Raw genomic sequence first — 19,108 nt, 5'->3', positions numbered from 1 at the left:
TTCAGTCAGGCTTTGCTGTTATCGGTAATCGGAACTCAGGCCGCAGCCTTGTCCGTTCCGCGAATACCCAGCGCATGACAGATGGCATAGGTCAGTTCGGCACGGTTCAGGGTATAGAAGTGGAAGTCGCTGACCCCTTCCTTCATCAACCCTTCAACCTGTGAAATGGCTTCGTGGAATGCAACCATGCGGCGCGTTTCCGGATCTTCGTCCAGACCGTCAAAACGCCAGTGCAAGCGTTCCGGCACAGAGGCCCCACACATATCGGCAAATTTCAAAAGCGATGCAAAATTGGTCACCGGCAGGATACCCGGAACAATCGGGGCCGTGATGCCAGCAGCATCACATTTGTCACGGAACCGCAGATAGGTCTCGTTATCAAAGAAGAACTGCGTGATCGCACGGTTGGCCCCGGCATCGATCTTGCGTTTCAGATAATCGATCTCGAAATCGGCACTTGGTGCATCGGGATGCATTTCCGGATAGGCCGACACCGAAATATCAAAATCGGCAATTTCCTTAAGCCCGGCAACCAGATCAACCGCATAGGGATAACCGCCCGGGGTCGGTTCATAGGTATCACCGGCATCAGGCAGATCACCGCGCAGGGCCACGATCGAACGAATGCCTTCGTCCCAGTATTTACGGGCGATCTGTTCGATTTCGTCCTTGGTATGACCAACACAGGTCAGGTGTGCCGCCGCGGGAATGCCGGTTTCGCCCTGAATGCGGGTGACACTGCCATGTGTGCGATCACGCGTAGTACCGCCCGCGCCATAGGTCACCGAAACAAAGGACGGGTTCAGCGGCGCAAGACGATGGATCGATCGCCACATGGTTTCTTCCATCTTTTCCGTTTTGGGCGGAAAGAATTCGAATGAAACCCGCAGATCGTTGCGTGCTGCCTGTTTTTCTTGAACCGTCATCATTTCAATCCTGTCTTCGCTTTCCCTTGGATCGGGCTTTATTTTTGGTCTCGGGTGATACGGATTATTCCGCAGCCCTGTCGGTGTTTTTATCTGGTGTCTGTGTGGCGGCCTGGGTTGCAGCATGCGCTGTCCAGATCCGGACGGTCAGCGGCTTGCCGGGCAGGTTTATGACATTGTCGAATACAAGTTCACATGCGCGAAACCACGTACTGATCGACGAATCTTCAAAGCCAAGGCGCCGGTGCGCGTGCTCTTCACGCAATTCTTCGCGATCATGCGGGGCAAAATCGACAACCACCAGCCTGCCCCCCGGCGCCAGAACGCGGGCGGCTTCGGCAATTGCCGCATCGGGCTTTTCGGCAAAGTGAAGAACCTGATGCAGGGTCACGACATCAAACATGCCCCCCGGATACGGCAGCTGATACATATCGGCCTGACGCACCAGACAATTGGAAAGATCGGCACGTTGCAGGCGTGCACGCGCCACGGCAAGCATTTCGCGCGACATGTCCACACCGACACCTTCTTCGGCGTTTCGACCCAGCAGTTCCAGTATCCGGCCCGTTCCCGTACCGATATCAAGAATACGCCCGCCGCTCAGATCCCCGACCGCATCAAGCAGGGCCTGTTCAACAACAGCCTCGTCAATATGAAGGGATCTGATCTGGTCCCAGTCTTCGGCATTGGCGCGGAAATATTCGGTGGCGATTTTTTCACGCTGTGCTTTGACCTGATCAAGGCGGGCCCGATCAAGGGACAAAATTTCATCATCGGCCGGCAACAACGCCAGAACCGGCTGCACCAGATCGGCCCCCGGGCCGGAATGCGGCGTGCGATAGAACACCCAGGTCCCTTCACGGAACCGCACAAGCAGCCCGGCTTCGCACAGCAATTTCAGATGACGGGAAACACGTGGCTGGCTTTGGCCGATGATCTGCGTGATCTCGCTGACCGTCAGTTCGCATTCCGCGCAAATCGCCAATAACCGAAGCCGTGTCGCTTCGGCGGCCGCGCGCAATCTTGCCAAAACCTGTTCCATAACCGTTTCTCCCATTCACAAAAAACAGATATAAAGATATGTTTATATTTAATCAATGACTATTTTCCCACCCAAACGAGGTATGGCAAAAAGGTCACACGGTAAAACGGCTTGAACCCTTTCAACTTTTTGTATGCTGGCGTTTAATTTCGCCCTATGCTAACCACATAAATATTCGAGGCGTACGCGATACATGATCCGACTTCGAGAGCAGGAAGTTGATCGGTAACGTTTTTTGGTGTTCCCGCGCGAAAAACGTCTTGGGTCAAGGAAGTCTATGTATCGAAAATCGGTTGGCTGAAAATAATGAAGTTTCGAGCTCTACTTTCACTCTGTGCTGCTGGTTCGCTGTCCTTGCTGACGGCTTGTGCATCAACAGAGCCCGCACAGGATATGAGCGATTTCGACCCAATTGAACCGGTAAACCGTGTTGTGCACGGTGTAAACGGCGCAGTCGATTTCATGGTTCTGTACCCCGCTGCGATGTGGTACCGCGATATTGCGCCGGAACCCGTCAAGACGTCGGTTGCAAGCTTTGTGCGCAACCTGAACGAACCGCTGAACTCACTCAACGCATTGCTTCAGGGTGATCCGGATCAGGCCGCGGCCTCGTTCCAGCGTTTCATCATGAACTCGACGCTGGGCTTCCTTGGTTTCAACGACGTCGCTGCCGATTTCGGCATTCCGTACCGTCGTGAAGATTTCGGTCAGACCCTGGCGCATTATGGCGTCGGCGCCGGTCCTTATATTGTTCTGCCGCTGATTGGTCCGTCCAACTTGCGTGACAGTGTTGGCCTTGGTGTTGACTATGTTGCCAACCCGCTGACCTGGGGCGCACGGAACAGCGACACCGCCGAAGCACTTTATCTTGGCTCGATCGGTGTGAGCGCATTGCATTATCGCTATGCGACCGTCAATCAGCTTAACGAGTTGCAGAAATCGTCAATCGACTATTATGCAGCCCTGCGCAGCCTGTATCGTCAGCAGCGCAACACCCTGATTCGCAACGGCGCACCTGCACCGGCTTCTGCGGTCGAGGATGAAAGTGCTGAATTCAGCTTTGACGACGCCGTCGAAGCCGCAAGCCAGTAAGAGCAAGCCATGACCAAGACCAAGATCATCATCCCCGCAGCAGCCGCACTTTTTGGTGTTGCTGCGGTCTGGTCTGGCCCGGTTATGGCCGCGACCACCGCATCCCCGGTGATCGCAGAGGTCGCCGTTGACCAAAGTGCGGCCAATGTCATTCAGTCCCTTGCCGATCAGGCAATGGCCGAACTGACCGACCAGACGCTTGGCGATGATGTCCGCCGCCAGAAATTCGTTGCCCTGATGGATCGCTACTTCGAAATGGAAGTTGTGTCGCGCTTTGTGCTCGGCCGCTATTGGCGTTCCATCTCCAAGGAAGAAATCGACGAGTTTTCCAAGCTTCTTCAGAACTATCTCGCGCTGAATTATGCCAACCAGTTCAAAGCCTTTAACGGCGAACAGTTCGTTGTCGGCAGCGAGACCGAAAAGAACAAGGACACCTTCGTCAATTCACAGTTCGTCCGCCCCGATGGCCCGCCGGTCAATATCGTTTGGCGTATGCGTCTGTTTGATAACCATTACAAGATCATTGATGTTTCGATCGAAGGTCTGAGCATGGGCATCACCCAGCGTGACGAATTCACCTCGGTGATCCAGCAAAATAACGATGATGTCAGCGCCCTGACTAGCGCGCTTAAGGCAAAAACCGGCCTTTAGGTCACAGACCACACCATCAAAAGATCAAAGCCACCATTTCCAGATGGTGGCTTTTTCTTTGTCCGAAAATAAGCCCATTGCGCGCCAAAAACAAAAGGCCACCCGAAGGTGGCCTTTCGCAATTCACAATGCCCTTGCCCGAATTAACGGGTAAGCGGCTTGTATTTGATGCGGTGCGGGCGGCTTGCCTCTTCACCATAGCGGCGTTTGTAATCCGCCTCGTATTCCTGATAGTTGCCTTCGAACCATTCGACATGCGAATTGCCTTCGTAAGCCAGGATGTGAGTCGCAATACGGTCAAGGAAGAAGCGATCGTGCGAGATAACCACAGCACAACCGGCAAATTCCAGAAGACCTTCTTCAAGCGCACGCAGCGTATCAACGTCAAGATCGTTGGTCGGTTCGTCAAGCAGCAGCACGTTTGCGCCCGATTTCAACATCTTGGCAAGGTGAACGCGGTTACGTTCACCACCGGAAAGCTGACCGACTTTTTTCTGCTGGTCCGCACCTTTGAATGCAAACTGCGAAACATAGGCGCGCGATGACATCGGACGTTTACCCAGAAGGATCTCGTCCAGGCCGTCGGAAACTTCCTGCCAGACGGTCTTGTTCGGATCAAGCGAGTCACGCGACTGATCGACATAGCCAAGCTTGACGGTTTCACCGATCTTCAGCGTTCCGGAATCCGGGGTTTCGGTTCCGGTCAGCATTTTGAACAGCGTGGTTTTACCTGCACCGTTCGGGCCGATCACACCAACGATACCGCCCGGCGGCAGACGGAAATGAAGATCATCAAACAGAAGCTTGTCATCAAATGCCTTGGTCAGACCTTCGGCAGTGATAACCTCGTTACCAAGGCGCTCGGCAATCGGAATAACGATCTTGGTCGAATCCGGTACCGCCTTGGCGGCTTCGGCGACAAGATCATCATAGGCACGGACACGGGCCTTGGATTTTGCCTGACGGCCTTTCGGGTTCTGGCGAATCCATTCCAGCTCGGTTGCCAGCTGTTTCTGGCGACTGCCTTCCTGACGGGCTTCCTGTTCCAGACGCTTCTGCTTCTGTTCCAGCCAGGATGAATAGTTGCCTTCATACGGGATGCCCTGACCACGGTCGAGTTCAAGGATCCAGCCGGTAACGTTATCAAGGAAGTAACGATCGTGGGTAACCAGAATGACGGTGCCCTGATAGTCTTCCAGGTGACGTTCAAGCCACGCAACCGATTCCGCATCAAGGTGGTTGGTCGGTTCGTCGAGCAGCAGAATGTCCGGCTTGGCAAGCAGCAGACGGCAAAGCGCAACGCGGCGGCGCTCACCACCGGAAAGCTTGGACACATCGGCATCTTTGGGCGGGCAGCGCAGCGCGTCCATGGCGATTTCAAGCGTACGCTCAAGATCCCAGCCATTGGCCGCATCGATGCGTTCCTGAAGTTCACCCTGCTCGGCAAGGAGATCATTCATCTCGTCATCGGTCATCGGCTCGGCGAATTTGGCGCTGATTTCGTTAAAGCGCGCAAGATCGTCAACAACCTGGCCGCAGCCTTCCATGACGTTGCCAAGAACATCCTTGGCCGGGTTCAGCTGCGGTTCCTGTTCAAGGTAACCAACGCGAACACCTTCTGCCGGCCATGCTTCACCGGCAAAATCCTTTTCGATGCCTGCCATGATCTTGAGCAGGGTCGACTTACCCGCACCGTTGTTCCCCAGAACACCGATCTTTACGCCCGGCAGGAACGACAGCGTAATGCCCTTGAAAAGTTCACGACCGCCCGGAAGGATCTTGGTCAGGTCCTTCATGACGTAAATATACTGGTAGGATGCCATTAAATTCCCCATCCAAATGTCATTGGGTCCGTCCCCATCGGGACCGGATCACGACGGCATGCACATATTCATGCCTGAAAAGCTGTGCCCGTTTGTAACCGACGTGCTTGCGCTTAACAACTTCAAACCGCACATGCCCGCATGCAAGCCGCACGCGGGGGCAGGACACCCTCTAACTTTGTCGAAATTGGTGATCGGGCAACCGCGCCGGGCAATTTTTTGTGCAAGCGACGCGCAAATTTGATCCGCAACCGATGTGCAAACCATCACAGGCAATCGCCCCCAAACAGACCAAAAGCATCCGGAACACTGCCAAACGGCAATCTATGAGTGTTTTATTCACCCCGAAAACTCAACCAAAAATGCCGCATTGCACAATGAAAAAACTGGCGGAAATCTTTGTGATTTTGGCCGGTTCATTCAACCAGACCATCGCTAACGCACTGTTCTATACGACTAATGATTAGCTTCTGGGGAATCCCGAAAACTGGTATCGAGCTTAGAAGGCAATGAGTGTGTCGTTACAGTTTCATTGCCGCTTAGTACATGCGGCCGACTGACAAAAACACAACAAACGGTCGGCAGGGGAAGTTATCAATTCTAGGAAGGAGACGCGCGATGGATGAACAAAGCGCAGCCTACTGGAAGAGAAACGTGAAGCTGGTCGCAACTCTGACTGTGATCTGGTTCATCGTTTCCTACGGTTTCGGCATTCTGTTTGTCGATGCCCTTAACAGTATCGAAATAGCGGGCTTCCAGCTTGGTTTCTGGTTTGCTCAACAGGGGTCCATCTATGTCTTTGTCGCACTGATTTTCGTTTATGTGTCGAAGATGAACAAACTGGACCGCGAGTTCGACGTTCACGAAGACGACGATTGACGCTGGATCTGGGGAGACAGACAAAATGGATCTTACTACCCTTACATATATCGTCGTAGGCTTGAGCTTCGCGCTGTATATCGGCATCGCGATCTGGGCCAAGGCGAGCACCACCGGCGAATTCTATGTCGCTGGCAAAGGTGTTAACCCGGTCGTCAACGGCATGGCGACCGCAGCAGACTGGATGTCGGCTGCTTCCTTCATTTCTATGGCTGGCCTCATTGCCTTCCTTGGCTATGGCGGCTCGGTTTACCTGATGGGCTGGACCGGCGGCTACTGCCTGCTGGCCATGCTTCTGGCACCTTACTTGCGTAAATACGGCAAGTTCACCGTGCCGGAATTCATCGGCGATCGCTATTACTCCAAAGCGGCCCGTATCGTTGCTGTTATCTGCCTGATCTTTATTTCGTTCACTTATGTGGCAGGCCAGATGCGCGGCGTCGGTATCGTGTTCTCGCGCTTCCTTGAAGTCGAAATTCTTACCGGTCTGATCGTCGGTATGGGCATCGTCTTCATCTATGCCGTTCTTGGCGGCATGAAGGGCATTACCTATACCCAGGTTGCACAATATTGCGTTCTGATTGTTGCCTACACCATTCCGGCGATCTTCATTGCCTTCCAGCTGACCGGCAATCCGCTGCCGCAGCTGGCATTCGGCTCGACCGTCAATGGTACCGGCGAATATATGCTTGAACGCCTCAACAATGTCGTGACGGAACTCGGCTTCCTTGAATACACGACCACCAACAAATCGACGATTGATGTCTTTGCCATCACCGCCGCCCTGATGGTTGGTACTGCCGGTCTTCCGCACGTTATCGTTCGCTTCTTCACCGTGCCGAAAGTACGTGACGCACGTTCGTCGGCTGGTTGGGCGTTGGTCTTCATCGCGCTGCTTTACACCACTGCCCCGGCAGTTGGTGCAATGGCTCGTCTGAACCTGACCGAAACCATCCAGACCGGTGAAGTTGGTGCCGAAGACGGCAACCTGTCCTATGAAGAACGTCCGGACTGGATGAAGCGCTGGGAAGCAACCGGCCTTCTGAGCTTCGAGGACAAGAACGGTGACGGTCGCATCCAGTATTACAACGATGCGAACGCAGAATTCGCTGCCAAGGCTGCCGAATATGGCTGGGCTGGCAACGAACTGAGCGTGGACCGTGACATCATGGTTCTGGCCAACCCGGAAATCGCACAGCTTCCGAACTGGGTCATTGCACTGGTTGCTGCGGGCGGTATTGCCGCTGCGCTGTCGACTGCTGCCGGCCTGCTTCTTGTGATTTCCTCTGGCGTGTCGCATGACCTTCTGAAAGGTACCTTCACACCGGACATGACAGAAGGCCAAGAACTGATGGCAGGACGTATCGCAGCAGCTGTTGCGATCCTGATTGCCGGTTATCTCGGGTACAACCCGCCGGGCTTCGTGGCACAGGTGGTCGCGTTTGCCTTCGGTCTTGCGGCATCCTCGCTGTTCCCGGTTATCATCATGGGGATCTTCTCCAAGAAGGTTAACCGCGAAGGCGCGATTGCCGGCATGTTGACGGGTCTGATCTTCACCATGGGCTATATCCTTGCCTATAAAGGTGTGTTCTTCGATCCGATCATTGCCAACACGCCGGACAACTGGCTGTTCGGTATCTCGCCGGAAGGCATTGGTACCGTGGGTATGGTTCTGAACTTCATCGTTGCTTTCGCTGTGTCGAAAGTCACCGCTGAACCGCCGGCACATATCCAGCACATGGTTGAAGACATCCGCGTTCCGAAAGGAGCCGGTGGCGCGGTTGACCATTAATCGGTCAACCGGTTTGCCAAATCTGTTGCAGGCCCCCGGATCACTGGTCCGGGGGCTTTTCTTTTCGGTTGCTATCAGGCAACAATGAAGGCGGGTCTGTTTTATTTGGTTTGCATTGATTTATGTTGGCCCACCAACCGGCTGCGCTGTGCAAATTAAATCAAACAGCCTCTGACGGAGGACAAAAGGCATGAGCATCGAACTCGAAGAAATCGCGGAATTTCTCAAACAGCATCACCCGTTTGCGCTGTTGCCTGACGAAGAAATCAATGCCCTGCCCAAACGGTTGACGGCCCGGTATTTCCGCGCCGGCACCAAGGTCCTGTCCCCCGAAGAACAATGCCTTCATCTTTACATCATCCGGACTGGCGGCACCGAAACCCGCGATCCGGACGGCCAGCTTCTTGCCCGCCTGTCCGAAGGGGAATGTTTCGGTGTGCGCGCAATGTTCCGCAATGGCAAGGCTGCCAATAACATCACCACCCTTGAAGACAGCCTGTGTTACCTGTTGCCGGAAAAGGACTTTCACGAACTGGCCGGGAAATACCCGCAATTCAAATATTTCTTTGCCCAGATGGGGGGCGACCGGCTGCGCAGCGGCATGCAACTGATTGAAAGCCGCGATGACGATCAGCTCAAACTCATGAGCATCAAGGTCGCCGACCTGATTGCCCGCGATCTTGTCAGTATCGACAAATCGGCCACCATCCTTGAAGCCGGAAAACTGATGAGCAAGGAACGGGTTTCCTGCCTGCTGATCACCGAGGGTGCCGACGAGATTGCAGGCATCATGACCGACCGCGACCTTCGCAATCGCGTTGTTGCCCAGGGACGCAGTTATGATGAACCGGTAACCGAAATCATGACTGCCAACCCGATCTCGGTTCATCCCGATGATTATGCCTTTGACGCGCTTCTGACCATGACGCGACACAATGTCCGTCACCTTCCGGTCATGAAAGACGGCAAGGCGGTCGGCATGATCACCACCAACAACCTGCTGGCGCGTCAATCCCTGTCCGCCGTTTACATGGCCGGACGGATCGGCAAACTGACCAATCCGGCAGACATGGCAAAGGTGATCGAACAGGTTCCCGAACTTCTCAGCCACCTGATCGAAGCAGGCGCGACATCGCAAAATGCCGGGCATATCGTCACCACCCTGTCGGATGCGGCAACCGTGCGGCTTTTGCAACTGGCCGAAGAAAGGCTTGGCCCGCCGCCCGTTCCCTATGTCTGGATGGCTGGCGGATCCCAGGGCCGACAGGAACAAACCGCCCTTTCCGATCAGGACAACTGCCTGATCATTGATGACACCTATGATCCCGAACAGCACGGGGCCTGGTTCAAGGCGCTGGCTGATTTTGTCTGTGACGGGCTGAATACGGTTGGCTATGTCTTTTGCCCGGGCGAGATGATGGCAAAAACCGACCAGTGGCGTCAGCCCGTACGGGTCTGGCAGCAATATTTCAACAAATGGATCGAACAACCCGAACCAAAGGCCCTGATGTTGTGTTCGGTCTGGTTTGACTTGCGCCCGATCCATGGCACCAAAAGCCTGTTTGACAATCTGCACCGCCTGATTGTGTCAAAGGCCCGGGACAATCGTATTTTCCAGGCCTATATGGTTGGCAATGCCCTGACCCATCACGTGCCGCTGGGCTTCTTTAAAAACTTTGTGATGATCCGCGGCGGGGAACATGACCGGACCCTTGATCTGAAACATAATGGCGTGGTCCCGATTGTTGATATTGCGCGTATCCACGCGCTGGCAAATGGGGTCGAAGCAGTCAATACCTTCGAACGTCTTCATGCCATCAAACCATTGCCATCCATCAGCACACAGGGGGCATCCGATCTGCTTGATGCGTTCGAATTCATCAGCATCACGCGCCTGAAACATCAGGTACGACAAATCCGGCGCGGGGATGCCCCGGACAACTTCCTTCATCCTGAAAGCCTGTCTGCGTTTGAGCGCAGCCACCTTAAGGATGCCTTTTCGGTGATCAAGAACCTTCAGGGTGCGCTTGAACACGCCTTTGGCAAAAGCGGGACCTGATCGGTATGGGGTTGCGCCAGAAAATCTTCGACAGTCAGCTCTATCGCGATTTCATTCAGCGCAAGGCTACCGGCCCGTTGCGCCGCTATTATGATATCCCGCCTGCCGATCCAGCCCGGTCCGTGATGGAAACCGAATTTATCGCCCTTGATCTCGAAACCACGGGCCTTGATCCCAAACGCGACGAGATTGTCAGTCTGGGCTGGGTCATTATCCGCCAGCTTGGTGTCGATTTTGCCAGCTGCGAACATATTCTGGTCCGCCCGCGCGGAGAACTTCGCGAAAGTTCGGTTGTTGTTCACCGCATCTTTGACAGCGACGTGGCCGATGCCCCCGACATTGCCACCGCACTGGAACATTTGCTGCCCCAAATGGCTGGCCGGGTTCTGATATCGCATCACGCCCCGATCGAGCTCGGCTTTTTGGGTCAGGCCTGCAAACGATGTTTTGGTGCGCCACTGCAAATTCCAACGGTTGATACCCTGGTTCTGGCATTGCGCGACCTGCATCGCAGCGGACAACCGATGAAATCAGGGGCGCTGAAACTTGATAATTTGCGACGCAGTCATAACCTGCCACCATTTCGCGCCCACAACGCATTGTCCGATGCAATTGCCGCCTCGGGGCTGTTTCTGGCACAGATTGCCAAACGTGATCCAAAAGGCGAACTTGAGCTCAACCGGATACTGCGCTAATCCGATGATAGGGCATTAAAAAAGGCCCGAACAAATATAACAGGGAACTGGGAGCCGCACGCATGTATGTCTTTATTTTCACGACGGTTGTCGTTGGGTTTGCTGCGGCCGGGGTGGTCATGTTGCTTTTTCGCCTGTGGGGGCGCAAGGCACCGAAATATGTCATCCCCTTCGTCGCGGCTGTTGCGATGTTCTGCTATATGATCTGGGATGAATATAGCTGGTTTGAACGCTATGACGCCCGCCTTCCCGATACCATCACCGTTATTCAGACCTTCACCGACGAAAACCCGTTCGCCCCCTGGACCCTGATTTCTGCGCCGATCAATCGCTTTACCGCCATTGACCGTGACAAGCTTGTCACCAATCCCGGCAATCCTGATCAGAAACGGGTCACCACATTGCTGCTGAAAAAAGGTGCCGAAACACTGGCGCTGACCCATCTTGTGGACTGTGCATCGGGCAAGCGCGGCTATATCACTGCCGATAACAATCTTGATGAAAACGGCTTTCCGACCGACATGACAGAATGGTTTGACATGGATGCTGACGATCCGCTGCGCGCGGCAGTCTGCCGGTAACCACCGCCGAATTCTTCATCACCCGATCCCGACAGCCCGCTTTTTGCGGGCTGTTTGTTTTTGCGGACACGAACCCGCCATCAGGCACCCGATGCGCATAATGGCCATCGCATCAATTGCTTGACGCATCGCTATATCCAATGAAATATAACGATGTATCATAATCGGTCCGGATCCCTGCCCCATGCGCTATCTCGCCCCTTTTCTTGTTCTTCCGGTGATTCTTTTCGCGTCACTTTCCGTTCGCGCGGACACCATTACGGTTTTTGCTGCGGCCAGCCTGACCAATGCAATGACCGCAGCAGCCCGGTCTTATGAAGACCAAACCGGCGATCATATTCAGATGTCATTTGCCAGTTCATCGACACTCGCCCGGCAAATCGCGGCAGGGGCACCGGCCGATATCTTCATTTCGGCCAATCAGAAATGGATGGACTGGCTGTCTGATCAGGACATGATCGCGCCGGGCACGCGCCACGATGTTGTTGCCAATTCGCTGGTGGTGATTGCGCCAACCGACAGTCCGGTTGAAACGGTTTCACTGACCGGGGACCCTGGACTTGTGGAACTGCTGGGAACAGATGACCGAATTGCGGTTGGCGATCCGGACCATGTTCCTGCCGGCATCTATGCCAAACAGGCGCTTTCCAAACTGGGGCAGTGGGATGAACTGTCACCCCGACTTGCGCGCGCTGATAATGTGCGTGCGGCCCTTGCCCTGGTGGAACGCGGCGAGGCGCCATTCGGGATTGTGTATGGCACCGACGCGGCAATTGCACAGGATGTCAAAATTGTCGCCACCTTCCCCAAAGACAGCCATCCCCCCATCACATATCCGGTCGCCCTGACCAGGGATGCACACACCAATCGCAACACAAAATTCCTTGCCTGGCTTTTGGGGGATGACGCGGGTCGAATTTTTGCCGATTATGGCTTTGATCCGGTTGAGACACTCAAAACAGGTACGACCCCGCAATGATCAGTTTAACGCCCGCCGAAATCGAGGCCCTTTTACTGAGCTTGCGGATTTCGGGCGTTGCTGTTTTATGCGCCCTGCCCTTTGCCATTCTTGTCGCCACAGCACTTGCACTGGGCCGGTTTCCGGGGCGTTTCATCCTTGATGCCATTGTGCATTTGCCCCTGATCCTGCCGCCGGTGGTGATGGGCTATTTGCTTTTGATCGGGTTTGGCACCCGCGCCCCGCTTGGCGCGTGGCTTTATGAAACCTTTGATATCCGCTTTGTCTTTAGCTGGACCGGGGCGGCATTGGCATCGGCCATTGTCAGTTTCCCGTTTCAGGTCCGGGCCATCCGGCTCAGCCTTGAAAACGTCAATCACGGCCTTTATCAGGCTGCTGAAACACTTGGCGCCGGGCCGATTGATCGCTTTTTCTCGCTGACATTGCCACTTGCCCTTCCGGGGATCATTGCCGGTGCGATTACGGCCTTTGCTGCCAGTTTGGGCGAATTTGGCGCGATCATTACCTTTGTTTCCAATATTCCCGGCGAAACACGCACATTGCCGCTTGCGATCTATACCGCCATTCAGACACCGGGCGGCGAACTTGCCGCGGCACGGCTGGCTGCCCTGTCGATCGGCTTGGCTTTTGCCGGATTGTTACTGTCTGAAATTGCCATGCGCCACATCCGCAAAAGGGCACTGGCATGAGCATCACTGTTTCGATCAGCCACAAGCTTGGCAAATTTGATCTGGATGCGGACTTCCACATTCCTGATACCGGCATCACCGCCCTGTTCGGGCCATCGGGCAGTGGCAAGACCAGTCTGATCAATATTATCGCCGGGTTGGAAACTCCCCGTCAGGGCCATATCGAAATCAGTGAGCGGGTCGTCTTTGACCATCGCCAACGGATCAATTTGCCCGCACGGAAACGGCGGGTCGGCTATGTGTTTCAGGATGCTCGCCTGTTTCCCCATAAAACTGTCAGTGAAAATCTGTATTTCGGGGCGCGCCGCAATGCACAGAAACTGCCGCGCGAAGAACAAAGCGCCATCCTTGAAATGCTGGGCATTCTGCCGCTGATGGGACGCCGTCCTGCCGCACTTTCCGGCGGGGAAAAACAGCGCGTCTCCCTTGGCCGTGCGCTGTTATCCAACCCCGATATCCTGCTGCTTGATGAACCGCTATCGGCACTTGATCATGCCCGCAAACAGGAAATCCTGCCCTATTTCGAATGGCTTCGTGATCATCGCAAAATACCGATGCTTTATGTCACCCATGCGATTGACGAAGTTGCGCGGCTTGCCGACCATATGGTGGTGATTGATCAGGGCAAAACACTGGCCAGCGGATCGGTATTTGAAATGCTGGGCCGCACCGACTTGCCCCCCCTTGCCGGCCGGTTTGATGCCGGTACCGTTCTTTCGGCCCGTATTGTCAGTCGCGATCCCAGGGCCGAAGTCAGTTTTCTTGATTGCGCCGGACAACGGCTTGTTGTGCCCTATCTCGGCCGTCCGACCAATCCGAATGTCAGGCTGCATATCCGTGCGCGCGATGTCATGATCGCGAAAGCCGCACCGACCGGCATCAGTGCCAATAACGTCATTCCGGTCACCATCACCAAGATCAGCCAGGAAAACCGCGATACCGTCGATATCAGCCTGTGCCTTGGCCATGATGCAGTTTCACGCCCTCACGACACAGCAAATGCTCAACCGGTCCTGCATGCCCGCATCACCCGATGGTCGGCACACCGCCTGAAACTCGGTCTTGGTCAGAAAGTCTTCGCCGTGATCAAATCCGTCACGGTCGACGGTCAGGTTGCCGACCACGCGATCTGATGATGTTAGCGCTAACAAATATTGAAATTCAATTATTTGGCATATCCGGGCCAAGCAGGCCCGCAAGTTCGCAAAGCTCGTCATCAAGGGCGGTACGGGCCTTTGTGCAGGCCGCTTCGTAAAGTTCGATTACCCGCATCCCCGTGGCGGTCAAAGTTGCCCCGCCATGGCCGCGCCCGCCGATGCTTGTTTCAATCACCGGATCGGCAAAGCTGCGATTAAGCTCGTCAATCAGCAACCACGCCCGGCGATAGGACATCCCCATCGACCGCGCCGCTGCCGAAATCGAGTGATGCGCATCCACCGCCCGCAACAGATCGACCTTGCCATAGCCAAGCCGAACACCGTCGGGCAGTTCAATTTTCAGTCGGACCGTAAGTTTTTCGCCTGTCATGGCGCTACATTATCCCGACCGGCAATTGCCCGCCAAGATCAAAGATCAGGGGCCTGGCAACGGGTCACATTCGCGGTCAAGCGACCGGCGTGATCAGTTCCCCGCGCGTATCCCAGGCATCAAGATTATCAACAACAAGCTGCGCCATGGCATCGCGGGTTTCAACAGTACCGCTGGCATGATGCGGATACAAAACCACGTTTTCGAACGCGGCAAAAGCCCGGTCCATGTTTGGTTCGTTGTAAAAAACATCAAGCCCGGCACCGGCAATCCGCCCGGTTTCAAGGGCCTTGATCAGGGCAGGCTCGTCAATGACAGAACCGCGCGCCACATTGATAACAAAACCGTTTTCCCCCAATGCCGCCAGCACATCGGCATTGATGATCCCCTCTGTTGCGGGCCCGCCCGGACAGGACAGCATCAGGATATCGGCCCATGTTGCCAGATCGGTCAAACGATCAAAAAACCGGTAATCGACCGGCTTTGGATTGCGTCCGAAATAACCGATTTCAAGCCCGCTTGGCGCGGCACGCGATGCAATCGCCTGACCGATCCGGCCCAAGCCGACAATGCCAAGTTTCTTGCCCCGTACCGACCGGGTTAATGCCATCGGCCCGACCGATGCCCATTTGCCACTGCGCGCCCAGTCATCACCGGCAACCAGCTTGCGCAAGGTCGCATGCATCAACATGATCGCGGTATCTGCAACATCATCTGTCAGAATATCGGGGGTAATTGAAACCCGGATGCCGCGCGCCCGGCACGCATCGAGATCAATCTGGTCATAACCGACCCCGAAACTTGTAATCACTTCAAGATTTGGCAACCGGTCCATCAGATCGACAGACAGTCCAAACCTGGCCGAAGTCACAACAGCAGTTATCTTATCCCCCATGCGATCAAGAAACGCCGCCTTGTCATCGATCTGATCAAAACGATGAAGGTCATATCGCTGGGCAAGCTGCGCGGTATAGGCAGGACGAATATCCGTAATCGCAAGAACAGACCGGGTCATGATCAGACTTTCATTGGGGCAAACAAAGACCAAAACTACCCAATGCCAACTTGTAAAACAAGTTGATAAGATAAATAACAATTGCCGATTTTGCCCAACGCCAGTGCAAAGCTAGGCCAACCGTTATCATCGCAACTTTCAACAAAGGAAGCCCACAAAAGGTGAAGCTGTTCCAACCCAAGCTACGCTCCCTGAACAAGCAGAATTCGGACCAACTACCCTTGATAGCTTGGCGTCCGACTGCCGATAACTTCATCAGCACCGAGAAACCCATTAACAATTTTGAATAGACCTGCCGGTCATTCAATTTCCCCGCGCACCTCCCGAATGGTACCCAAAATTATGCCTCTGCCCTGAACATCATTGGACAGAGCAGCACGAACATGGTTGCGGCGATCAAGACGTCGCCAAACGCAATTAGACAAAACAAATTGGCTTTCGTGGCACGGGCCGTCATCGGACCCGGCATGCAAAGCCCCCAATCGTTGCGTAACACTCGGGAGGAAAATGATGTTTCGCAAATTACTGATTGCCGGTGTCATGACATCGGCACTTGCTGTCTCGTTCAATCAGGCACAGGCCGCCGACTATACCCTGCGCTTTTCGCATCAATGGCCGCCGGTTGCAGGCATGCAAAAAGACCTGTTCCAGGTCTGGGCCGACACCATCGCCAAGGAATCCGATGGCCGGATCGAAGTTGAAATGTATCCGTCCGCGACCCTTGCCGCACCACCCGCACAATATGAAGCGGTCGAAGACGGCATTGCCGATGTCGCCGCCGCCATTCAGGGCTATACCGCAAACCGTTTTCCGTTGACCCAGGTGGTGGAACTTCCGGGCCTGATCAAGAATGCCGCCCATGGTTCCTGCATCATCCAGAGCCTGTATGACGAAGGCCTGATTTCCGATGAATACAAGGGCACCCGGCCCCTGTTCCTGTTCACCCACGGTCAGGGTCTTTTGCATACCGGGGACAAGCTGATTGCCACCCCGGATGATCTGGCCGGGCTTCGTATTCGCCGTCCGACATCTGTGGTTGCCAATATCCTTGAAGCAGCAGGCGCGCAACCGCTTGGCATGCCGGCCCCGGAATCCTATCAGGCCATGCAGCTTGAAGTGATTGACGGTGTTGCCCTTCCATGGGAAGGCGCATTGGCATTCCGTCTTAATGAACTGGCCAAGGCCCATACCAGCGTCGGGGACCTTTACACCCTGTCCTTCCTTGTCACCATGAACGAAGACAGCTTTGAAGACCTTCCCGAAGATCTTCAGAACGTGATTACGAAAAATTCGGGCATGGCATGGTCGGAAAAGGCCGGGAACCTGTTCGACGCCCTTGATGCCAAGGGCCTGAAACAGGCACAGGATGCCGGTCACACCTTCCTGACGGTTGAAGGCGGCGTCGACAACCCGGCCTGGAAGCCGGTTCTGGACAAAGCAACGGAAACCTATCTGGCCGATCTTGAAAGCCGCGGTCTTCCGGCCCGCAAAGTCTATGCCCGCGCCAAGGAACTTGCCACGACATGCAAGTAAGCTCGACCACAGAGCCTGCCCGCAAGGCTTTCTTCCTTCTTGACCTGACCGACCGCATCGCCAAGGCGATGCGGATCGGTAGCGGGGTTCTTCTGGTCTTTATCATGACAGTCACGCTTGTCGATGTCATCGCACGCACGATCTTTGCCGCGACGAATGGCGGCATTGATGTCACCTTTACCGGGGCGGTCGAACTGGTCAGCTATGGCATGATGGCGATGGTTCTTCTGGCCTTTCCCTATGGCGTCGACAAGGGACAGGTGATTGTCGATCTGTTTACCGACAATCTGCGCCGCCGCACCAAAATGATCCTTGAAGCCGTTTACATGTTCGGCTTTGCCGCCCTGTCATCTGGCATGACGGTTCGGTTTTTCGAAGTTGCCGGTCGCATGCGACGGTCCGGTGAATCCAGTCAGGATCTTCTGATCCCCCTTCACATTGTCTACAGCCTTGCATCCTGCGCGCTGGCGTTCCTTGCCCTGCGCTGCACCCTGCTTGCAATTGACTATCTTGTTTCAGGAGCTAAACGACCATGAGCGCGCCCCTGATTGGTCTTATCTGCGTTGCGGTCATGCTGTTGCTGATTGCGTTTCGCTGCCCGATTTCCTTGGCGATGTCGGCGGTCGGCTTTGTCGGCTTTGGCTTTATTGTCGCATTCAAACCGGCCTTTGCCCTGCTTGAAAAGGGACCGTTTGAAACCCTGACCGCTTATGGTTTCAGCCCGGTCCCGATGTTCATTCTTCTGGGTGTTTTTGCCTCCAAAGCCCGCATGTCGGCCGAACTGTTTAACGGTGCGAAGACATTCTTTGGCGGCTGGCGTGGCGGCATGGGACTGGCTGCTGTCACGTCATGTGGCGTATTTTCCGCCATTTCCGGGTCTTCACTGGCCACCGCGGCCAGCATGGCACGCGTCGCCCTGCCCGAAATGAAAAAGAACGGGTATGTGCCATCCTTTGCCGCCGGGACGCTTGCTGCAGGCGGCACCCTTGGCATCATGATCCCGCCATCAATTGCGCTTTTGCTATATGCGCTGATTACCGAGCATTCGGTTGGCCAGATGTTCATGGCCGGGATCATTCCGGGCTTGCTGGGTCTTGTGCTTTATTGCGCAACCATTGCTGCCATCGTGTTTTTCAAACCCGACGTTGCCAAACCCGGCCAGCCGACAACAATCATGGAAAAGATTATCGGCCTTAAGGGGCTTTTGCCGTTTGCGGTGATCTTTGCCTTTATCATTGGCGGGATTTATGGCGGGTTCTTTACCCCGACCGAAGCGGCGGCTGTTGGGGCGTTCTTTACCATGATCCTTGCCTTTGTCCGCGGCATGACCGGTACCCAGTTTATCGAGGCGATTGGCGAAACCCTGACATTGTCGATCATGATTTTCTTCATGCTGGTCGGGGCGGAAATATTTGGCTATTTCCTGTCGGTGTCGCGCATTTCCCATTCGCTGGTCGAACTGGTGGCACAGCTTGACATGCCGCCTTATGCGGTTCTGTTCTGTGTGCTGGCCCTTTATGTCGTGCTGGGCTGTGTCATGGACAGTATTGCCATGCTGCTTTTGACCGTGCCGGTGGTTTACCCGATTGTCATTGCTGCCGGGTTTGATCCGGTCTGGTTTGGCATTCTGACCGTGATTACGGTCGAACTTGGCCTGATCACACCGCCTGTGGGCATGAATGCCTTTGTCATCAAGTCGGTCGCGCCCGACATCCCGATTGGTCAGATTTTCCGTGGTGTGATGCCGTTTGTCATTTCAGACATCGTGCGTCTTGCCGTGCTGATTGCTTTCCCGTCGCTGGTTTATGCACTTCTGTAACGCCGC

Annotated in this window: 19 protein-coding genes; 14 read left to right on the top strand and 5 right to left on the bottom strand. The window is 54.9% G+C overall.

The genetic code is table 11. The features are described from left to right. Nucleotides 1-35: 35 nt before the first annotated feature. Both metF and SIB88_RS06535 read right to left on the bottom strand, forming a co-directional pair. Nucleotides 36-929 (bottom strand): methylenetetrahydrofolate reductase, encoded by an 894-nt coding sequence (gene metF, locus SIB88_RS06540; RefSeq protein ID WP_369813526.1) that lies wholly within the window; start codon nt 927-929, stop codon nt 36-38. A gap of 61 nt (nt 930-990) precedes the next feature. After that, complete coding sequence (locus SIB88_RS06535) at nt 991-1,968, bottom strand: ArsR/SmtB family transcription factor (protein ID WP_068519490.1); 978 nt, start codon at nt 1,966-1,968, stop codon at nt 991-993. Between the two features lie 393 nt (nt 1,969-2,361). Between SIB88_RS06535 and SIB88_RS06530 the strand changes: the two genes are divergently transcribed. Both SIB88_RS06530 and SIB88_RS06525 read left to right on the top strand, forming a co-directional pair. Beyond that, nucleotides 2,362-3,060, top strand: coding sequence for a VacJ family lipoprotein (locus tag SIB88_RS06530; protein ID WP_242512713.1), 699 nt, complete (start codon nt 2,362-2,364; stop codon nt 3,058-3,060). 9 nt (nt 3,061-3,069) lie between these two features. Next, nucleotides 3,070-3,711: a phospholipid-binding protein MlaC gene (locus SIB88_RS06525; RefSeq protein ID WP_068519488.1), complete on the top strand. Its 642-nt coding sequence runs from the start codon at nt 3,070-3,072 to the stop codon at nt 3,709-3,711. Nucleotides 3,712-3,854: 143 nt separating this feature from the next. Here SIB88_RS06525 and ettA read toward each other — a convergent pair whose 3' ends face one another. Then, a complete protein-coding gene (gene ettA / locus SIB88_RS06520; RefSeq protein ID WP_114113684.1) occupies nt 3,855-5,534 on the bottom strand; it encodes an energy-dependent translational throttle protein EttA in 1,680 nt (559 codons plus the stop codon). 221 nt (nt 5,535-5,755) lie between these two features. Here ettA and SIB88_RS06515 point away from each other — a divergent pair, with 221 nt between their 5' ends. The 9 genes from SIB88_RS06515 (at nt 5,756) to modC (ending at nt 14,341) form a co-directional block, all read left to right on the top strand. Further along, nucleotides 5,756-6,001 carry a hypothetical protein gene (locus SIB88_RS06515; RefSeq protein WP_412557670.1) on the top strand — a complete coding sequence of 82 codons (246 nt, stop codon included), beginning with the start codon at nt 5,756-5,758 and terminating at the stop codon, nt 5,999-6,001. Nucleotides 6,002-6,152: 151 nt separating this feature from the next. Next, nucleotides 6,153-6,413 carry a DUF4212 domain-containing protein gene (locus SIB88_RS06510; protein ID WP_068519485.1) on the top strand — a complete coding sequence of 87 codons (261 nt, stop codon included), beginning with the start codon at nt 6,153-6,155 and terminating at the stop codon, nt 6,411-6,413. Between the two features lie 25 nt (nt 6,414-6,438). Further along, a complete protein-coding gene (locus SIB88_RS06505; protein ID WP_068519484.1) occupies nt 6,439-8,205 on the top strand; it encodes a sodium:solute symporter family protein in 1,767 nt (588 codons plus the stop codon). Nucleotides 8,206-8,395: 190 nt separating this feature from the next. Then, nucleotides 8,396-10,264, top strand: a complete 1,869-nt coding sequence (locus SIB88_RS06500) for a DUF294 nucleotidyltransferase-like domain-containing protein (RefSeq protein ID WP_412557669.1) — start codon at nt 8,396-8,398, stop codon at nt 10,262-10,264. Between the two features lie 5 nt (nt 10,265-10,269). Next, a complete protein-coding gene (locus tag SIB88_RS06495) occupies nt 10,270-10,959 on the top strand; it encodes an exonuclease domain-containing protein (RefSeq protein ID WP_068519482.1) in 690 nt (229 codons plus the stop codon). A 62-nt stretch (nt 10,960-11,021) separates the two neighbouring features. Further along, complete coding sequence (locus SIB88_RS06490) at nt 11,022-11,540, top strand: hypothetical protein (RefSeq protein WP_068519481.1); 519 nt, start codon at nt 11,022-11,024, stop codon at nt 11,538-11,540. A 184-nt stretch (nt 11,541-11,724) separates the two neighbouring features. Next, complete coding sequence (gene modA, locus SIB88_RS06485) at nt 11,725-12,519, top strand: molybdate ABC transporter substrate-binding protein (RefSeq protein WP_412557668.1); 795 nt, start codon at nt 11,725-11,727, stop codon at nt 12,517-12,519. After that, the gene (gene modB / locus SIB88_RS06480; RefSeq protein WP_412557667.1) at nt 12,516-13,208 is read left to right on the top strand and encodes a molybdate ABC transporter permease subunit; all 693 of its coding nucleotides are present in this window, start codon (nt 12,516-12,518) and stop codon (nt 13,206-13,208) included. Before modA ends, modB begins: the two co-directional genes overlap by 4 nt. Further along, complete coding sequence (modC, locus tag SIB88_RS06475) at nt 13,205-14,341, top strand: molybdenum ABC transporter ATP-binding protein (protein ID WP_412557666.1); 1,137 nt, start codon at nt 13,205-13,207, stop codon at nt 14,339-14,341. Before modB ends, modC begins: the two co-directional genes overlap by 4 nt. 28 nt (nt 14,342-14,369) lie before the next feature. Here the strand turns inward: modC and SIB88_RS06470 are convergent, their stop codons facing one another. Beyond that, nucleotides 14,370-14,735, bottom strand: a complete 366-nt coding sequence (locus SIB88_RS06470) for a winged helix-turn-helix domain-containing protein (protein WP_412557665.1) — start codon at nt 14,733-14,735, stop codon at nt 14,370-14,372. Nucleotides 14,736-14,811: 76 nt separating this feature from the next. Further along, a complete protein-coding gene (locus SIB88_RS06465; RefSeq protein ID WP_412557664.1) occupies nt 14,812-15,750 on the bottom strand; it encodes a 2-hydroxyacid dehydrogenase in 939 nt (312 codons plus the stop codon). 507 nt (nt 15,751-16,257) lie between these two features. Between SIB88_RS06465 and SIB88_RS06460 the strand changes: the two genes are divergently transcribed. Genes SIB88_RS06460 through SIB88_RS06450 form a run of 3 tightly spaced genes read left to right on the top strand, consistent with a single transcriptional unit; the run spans nt 16,258 to nt 19,102 of the window. Further along, on the top strand, nt 16,258-17,283 hold the full coding sequence (locus tag SIB88_RS06460; protein WP_412557663.1) for a TRAP transporter substrate-binding protein: 1,026 nt from the start codon (nt 16,258-16,260) through the stop codon (nt 17,281-17,283). Next, nucleotides 17,274-17,819 (top strand): TRAP transporter small permease, encoded by a 546-nt coding sequence (locus tag SIB88_RS06455; protein WP_068519469.1) that lies wholly within the window; start codon nt 17,274-17,276, stop codon nt 17,817-17,819. Before SIB88_RS06460 ends, SIB88_RS06455 begins: the two co-directional genes overlap by 10 nt. Continuing rightward, nucleotides 17,816-19,102 (top strand): TRAP transporter large permease, encoded by a 1,287-nt coding sequence (locus SIB88_RS06450; protein ID WP_206926955.1) that lies wholly within the window; start codon nt 17,816-17,818, stop codon nt 19,100-19,102. Before SIB88_RS06455 ends, SIB88_RS06450 begins: the two co-directional genes overlap by 4 nt. The last annotated feature ends 6 nt before the right edge of the window (nt 19,103-19,108 follow it).

It is taken from the genome of Thalassospira sp. MIT121401 (assembly GCF_047125595.1).
GTDB classification, from domain to species: domain Bacteria; phylum Pseudomonadota; class Alphaproteobacteria; order Rhodospirillales; family Thalassospiraceae; genus Thalassospira; species Thalassospira povalilytica.
The sequence above is the reverse complement of the archived record's forward strand: the minus strand, read 5'-3'. Positions and strand labels throughout refer to the sequence as shown.